At 41.2% G+C, this 6,060-nt stretch carries 2 protein-coding genes, 1 tRNA gene and 2 pseudogenes; 4 read left to right on the plus strand and 1 reads right to left on the minus strand.

Going from position 1 to position 6,060, the window contains the following annotated elements:
• Positions 1-31: 31 nt before the first annotated feature.
• Complete coding sequence (locus N7U62_RS22635) at positions 32-466, minus strand: SRPBCC domain-containing protein (protein WP_263052633.1); 435 nt, start codon at positions 464-466, stop codon at positions 32-34.
• Positions 467-771: 305 nt separating this feature from the next.
• Here N7U62_RS22635 and rimP point away from each other — a divergent pair, with 305 nt between their 5' ends.
• The 4 genes and pseudogenes from rimP to N7U62_RS22655 all read left to right on the plus strand — a co-directional run bounded on the left by rimP (position 772) and on the right by N7U62_RS22655 (position 5,860).
• Positions 772-1,284 carry a ribosome maturation factor RimP gene (gene rimP / locus N7U62_RS22640; RefSeq protein WP_263052632.1) on the plus strand — a complete coding sequence of 171 codons (513 nt, stop codon included), beginning with the start codon at positions 772-774 and terminating at the stop codon, positions 1,282-1,284.
• A 4-nt stretch (positions 1,285-1,288) separates the two neighbouring features.
• Positions 1,289-2,535 (plus strand): annotated as a pseudogene (nusA, locus tag N7U62_RS22645) (transcription termination factor NusA).
• A gap of 38 nt (positions 2,536-2,573) precedes the next feature.
• Positions 2,574-5,607 (plus strand): annotated as a pseudogene (gene infB, locus N7U62_RS22650) (translation initiation factor IF-2).
• Positions 5,608-5,784: 177 nt separating this feature from the next.
• A tRNA-Arg gene (locus N7U62_RS22655) sits at positions 5,785-5,860 on the plus strand.
• Positions 5,861-6,060: the final 200 nt, after the last annotated feature.

Here is a 6,060-nt window from a genome sequence, read left to right on the forward strand (position 1 = left end):
AAGGAATAGATCAATTAGTTATGCACGCATACTAAATCACACGATTCTCCGAGTACTCCTTCATAGCAATATTCATCGTTTCAAATCCACGCATCGTTTTTTCTCTAATCTTTCTCATAATTGGGCCTTGCAAAAGACCAGAGAAGTTTTCACCATGTATCAGTTGGGTCTGGAATTCAGTAACTGGATGGAGTTTGAAATAATGGTTGCCTGCAAAAAGACCTTTCAGCAAGATTTTGCCCATCCATTCAAATTGGCGACCTTCTTCACACACGACTACTTTAGGTTTAAAAAAGTTTTTCTTTCCATCCATGTTAATAATCACATCTAACTTATTCCCCAACACAGGTTCCCCTTCTATAGTGATAAATGGATTCCAATCTCGGTACGCTTCAAAATTCATCAACACGCGCCACACCACTTCCACAGGTGCTTCTATCAATATTTGAGTTTCAATGTTTTTCATAAAATTCAGATCAACTTTCTACAAAAGTAAAACGTTCCGATCAGGCTTAGTGGTAAGTAGTAGAAAAATTGGATTTTCCCACACGGCAAACAAAGCCCTATTTATAGTTGAAAATATAAAGTCCTTTACTTTAAGCCCAACGATTAGAGCCGAAAAGCCAAACTTTCAAACCCTATAAAGAATGTACCAATGCCCCTTATCTTCTACTTAGATCTGCTTGATTACTCCACAGCCCATTAATCAAGCAAATATTTGTTTTGACGGATTATTCATCTAAATTTGCATTCGAAATATAGATTTCAGGAATGAGGGGACTTGAGTCCCCTATTTTTATGGTAGAAATTGTGACTGAGAGCATCGTAAATAAAATACAAACACTTGTTGAAAGTATCCTTGCAGAACAGGACGACCTGTTTTTAGTGGATATCATCAAAAAAGGAAACGCCCAAGTTGGGAAAGTCATTGTATTGCTCGATGGCGATCATGGGATTTCGATCGAACAATGTTCTAAGGTAAGCCGCGAAGTTTCTCGTTTTATTGATGAAGAAATTGATCTGGACGAACCGCTGACATTAGAAGTCTCTTCAGCAGGGTTAGATCACCCACTCAAACTGAACAGACAGTATGTCAAAAACATTGGCAAAAATGTAAAAGTGACTTTGAATGACAACTCCCTAGTGGAAGGTCAACTCACCAAAGTAGATGACAAGTCCATCGAATTAGAAGTTTTGATAGACAAAAAGAAAAAAACTACTGAGTCCAAAGTCCTTAATTTTGAGGAAATAAATAAAACTATTGTTCTAGTTTCATTCAAATAATAAAATGGATAGTTCTGTATTAATAGAGTCGTTTTCGGATTTTGCAAAAAGCAAAAATGTAGATCGTCCTACGATGATAAGAATACTCGAAGATGTATTCAAAACTATGATCCGAAAGAAGTTTGAATATGATGACAATTTTGACATCATTATCAATGCTGACAAAGGTGACCTTGAAATTTGGAGGTTTAGAGAAATTGTGGATGACAACTCAGAAGACATCTGGGATCATGACAAGGTCAGTCTGACCGAGGCTAGAAAAATAGAGCCCGATTTCGAAATTGGCGAAGAAGTAGCTGAAGAAGTGAAACTGCTTGATTTTGGTAGAAGAATGGTAATGACTGCACGTCAGACCTTAATTCAAAAAATCAAAGACCTAGAAAAAGACATTCTATTTCAAAAATATAAAGATCTCGTAGGTGAAATCATCACAGGCGAAGTATATCAAACTTTGAGTAGAGAAGTTCTGCTGATCGATGGAGACGGAAACGAATTGACGATTCCTAAATCAGAACAAATCAGCAAAGACAGGTATAGAAAAGGTGATTCGGTAAGAGCCATTGTAGATCGCGTAGAGATCGTAAACGGCAACCCTAGAATTATCTTATCTAGAATCTCTCCTACTTTCCTCGAAAGACTTTTCGAAAGTGAAGTACCAGAGGTTTATGATGGATTAATCACCATCAAAAAAGTGGTTCGTGAGCCAGGAGAAAGAGCTAAAGTAGCAGTAGAGTCTTACGACGACAGAATTGATCCTGTAGGTGCCTGTGTGGGCATGAAAGGGTCAAGAATTCACAGCATTGTGCGTGAATTACAAAATGAAAACATTGATGTGATCAACTTCACTGACAACTTGGATCTCTATATCACTAGAGCACTAAGTCCAGCGAAAATTACAAGCATCAAAATCGAAGAAGAGAATAAGCGAGTGTCTGTTTACCTCAAGCCCGACCAAGTATCTTTGGCTATCGGAAAAGGTGGACAAAACATCAAACTAGCCAGTAGACTAGTAGACATGGAGATAGACGTCTTCAGAGAACTAGACGGACTAGAGGAAGAAGATGTAGCCTTGGCGGAATTCACCGACGAAATCGAAGATTGGGTAATCGACGAATTGAGAAAAATCGGTTTGGATACAGCTAAGAGTGTATTGTCACTTTCTACTGAAGAATTGCTTAGAAGAACTGATTTGGAAGAAGAGACCATCAATAATGTCCTTTGGGTGTGTTAAAACAAGAATTTGAACAATAACTGATTATTAAAATCAGAAGAATACTTTTTAATTGACTATGGCTGAAGGTAAAATGATAAGACTCAATCAGGCAGCAAGAAAACTAAATGTCGGTATGGATACCGTCGCAGAATTCTTGTCTAGCAAGGGGCATGAGATAGAGCGGAGCCCCAACACCAAGCTTACTCCGGATCAATATGCGATACTGGCAAAAGAATATGCCGATTCTGCACATGAGAAGGAAGAGGCCAGCGGTCTCACTATTGGCACCAAATCTGGCGACAATGTGGTGATCACTGCCGAAGCTACTCCGGCAAAAGAAGAGCCCGTCAAAGAAGAAGAGATTCTTATTACAGACAATACTGCTCCCGTAGAAGACGCTCCTGCTGCGGAAGAGAAGCCTGAAGAAACTGCAAAAACAGAAGAGTCATCTGTAGACAGCCCAAAACTTCAAGGTTTCAAAGTAGTCGGTAAGATTGATCTTGATGGCGCCAAGAAAAAAGAAGAACCTAAGAAAGAGGAAGCTCCTAAGGTAGAAGAAAAAGCGCCAGCTCCTGAGGTGAAGAAAGAAGAACCTAAAAAAGAAGAACCTAAAAAAGAAGAACCTAAAAAAGAAGAACCTAAAAAAGAAGAGCCAAAGAAAGAAGAGCCTAAAAAGGAAGAAGCCCTTAAAAAAACAGAGGCCAAAACTGAAGCTAAACCAAAGGCAGTAGAAAAAACACCTACACCTGCTCCTAAACAGGAGCCAGCTAAACCAGACGAAACTCCAGCACCTGTCGTAAAAGAAGAAAACAAAACCATCGAAGCCAAAGCGGATTCTCTACGAGGACTCAAAGTATTAGGTAAAATCGAATTGCCTAAAGCTCCAAGTAGAGGAGACGAAGAGCTAAGTCCGTCTTCATCTGACACGTCTGGCGATAAAAAGCGCCCTAGAAAACGTATCAGCACGTCTAAGAAGGAAGTCGGTGGACCTAGAAATGCAAGACCAGCACAAGGAGGCAGATTCGACAAAGGCAAAAAGAAAGTCGTCAAAGAAGAATTGACCGACAAAGAAATTCAAGATAAGATCAAAGCCACACTTGCCAAACTGAGCGGTGGAAATACCAACTCTGGTGTAAGCAGATCGAAATACAGAAAAGAAAAACGATCCGCCGTAGCAGATGCCGAAGAAGAAAGGCTAATGCAAGAACAGGAAGAATCTAAGATACTAAAAGTAACTGAGTTCGTTTCCGCTAATGACTTGGCTAGTTTGATGGACGTGTCTGTCAACGACATCATTTCAACCTGTATGTCTTTGGGCATGTTTGTGTCTATCAACCAGAGACTCGATGCTGAATCGATCACCATCATTGCTGATGAGATTTGGATCACAACGTAGACTTCACCACACAAGACTGATGAAGTAGATGTAGCCGAAGAAGAAGATTCAGAAGTATCATTGCATCGACCGTGGCTCCGATTGTCACCATTATGACATGGACACGCAGATCACATGGCAAGACCTCTTTGCTCGATTACATTAGAGATTCTAGAAGTAACTGGCAGGGTGAGGCAGGTGGTATCACCCAGCACATCGGCGCCTGATGACGTATACCACTCGAGTCGGGGCAAGAAAATTGCTTTTCTTGAATACACCTGGTCACGAAGCCTTTACCGCCATGAGAGCGAGGGGTGCCAAGATGTACAGAATATATTGTAATCATCGTAGCTAGCAGGCTAGTACGATGACGTGATGCCACAAACTGAAGAGGCAATCAATCACGCCGAGGTAGCTGGTGTTCTCGATCATTATTGCAATCAACAAAGTAGACAGGAGCCTAAGCGCTAACCCTGATAAAATTATGGAAGCATTGTCGGCCAACAATATACTGAGCAGAGGACTGGGGGGGTAATTACCGAGTGTCAAGAAATCTCTGCCTTAAAAGGAGGACAAGGTATCGATGACCTCCCTGAGAAAGATACTGCTCGAAAGCCGAAGTCTTGGAAGCTAAAAGCGAATGCTAACGAGATAAGCGGCTCGGTTCGACCATTGAGAGCATCTCTGGACAAAGGGGCGTGGACATGTTACCACCATGATGGTACAGTCGGGCACATTGAATGTGGGCGGCGTGGTATTGGCTGGATCTTACTTCGGTAAGGTAAAGGCCATGTTTGATCACACAGGCAAAAAACTAACCAAAGTTGGTCCTTCTACCCCACTACAAATGCTAGGACTAGATGGTGCGCCACAAGCAGGAGACAAGTTCAATGTCATGGAATCTGATCGCGACGCCCGTGAAATTGCGACTAAACGCGAGCAAATACAACGAGAACAAAACATCCGAACTAAGAAGCACATTACTTTGGATGAGATTGGTCGTCGTTTGGCAATCGGTTCGTTTAAAGAATTGAACGTGATCGTGAAAGGTGACGTGGATGGATCTGTAGAAGCCTTGTCTGATTCATTATTGAAACTGTATTTACCACAGAAGTACAAGTAAACATCATTCACAAAGGTGTGGGGCAGATTTCAGAATCTGATGTGTTGCTTGCTTCTGCCTCAGATGCGATCATCATTGGTTTCCAAGTTCGCCCATCTGGAGGAGCTAAGAAAATTGCCGAAACTGACGAAGTAGAAATCCGACTATACTCGATCATCTACGATGCAATCAACGAAGTGAAAGACGCTATGGAAGGCCTATTGGCTCCTACTGTAGAAGAAGTCATCACGGGTAACATAGAAGTGAGAGAAGTATTCAAAATATCTAAGGTAGGTACTGTAGCAGGCTGTTATGTGACTGACGGATATGTGAAACGTTCAAACAACATTCGATTGATTAGAGACGGTATCGTGACTTACGAAGGTGAAATAGGACAATTGAAGCGATTCAAAGACGATGTGTCTGAAGTGAAACACCAGCGACCAATGTGGTATCTCGATCAAAAGCTTCAACGATATCAAGGTGGGTGATGTGATCGAAGGATTGGAGCAAAGAGAAATCAAAACTTGCTGTCATCTGGCGCTTTGGAAGCGACAAAACATATCACTTCCTTCCTATATTATGCTTCATTTGTGTGTCTCCTTATCGGATTGGCATACAGACCATGGGTAGTACTCTGGTGGCATGGCGACTACAAAATCGCTGGTTGGTGATCAAATACGATGGGACGGCAACGGCCTCCTTATTTTTATTAAAAATACTTTTAAATGGTTGAGACAAAATAATAGACTCAACTATATTTGCATAAATATTTGAACCGTGGCATCCGTCGCGAGTACAAATTAATTTGGCTTTGTAGACTCAACTGAATAGAGCATCCTGATTACGGCTCAGGAGGTTTCAGGTTTGAATCCCGACAAGGTCACAAACTAGGGTTGAATTCTAACGGATTCAGCCCTTTTTTGTCCCTACACCACATTAATCGTCCATTCTACCATTTTTAGGCCATGTACCTCTACGCACATTAAAGCAACTATAAGCAAAAAAGTTGTACCCAAGTTGTACCGTGTGTTGTACCCGTTTGGTCATAATAACTCCGAGTTCGTGTAGTCAAATAGCAATTAT

Source organism: Reichenbachiella ulvae (assembly GCF_025833875.1).
GTDB lineage: Bacteria > Bacteroidota > Bacteroidia > Cytophagales > Cyclobacteriaceae > Reichenbachiella > Reichenbachiella ulvae.

Bases quoted from the DNA above. Each gene is read 5' to 3' on its own strand.
- N7U62_RS22635 (WP_263052633.1), bottom strand. From the start codon at position 466: ATGAAAAACATTGAAACTCAAATATTGATAGAAGCACCTGTGGAAGTG.
- rimP (WP_263052632.1), top strand. From the start codon at position 772: ATGAGGGGACTTGAGTCCCCTATTTTTATGGTAGAAATTGTGACTGAG.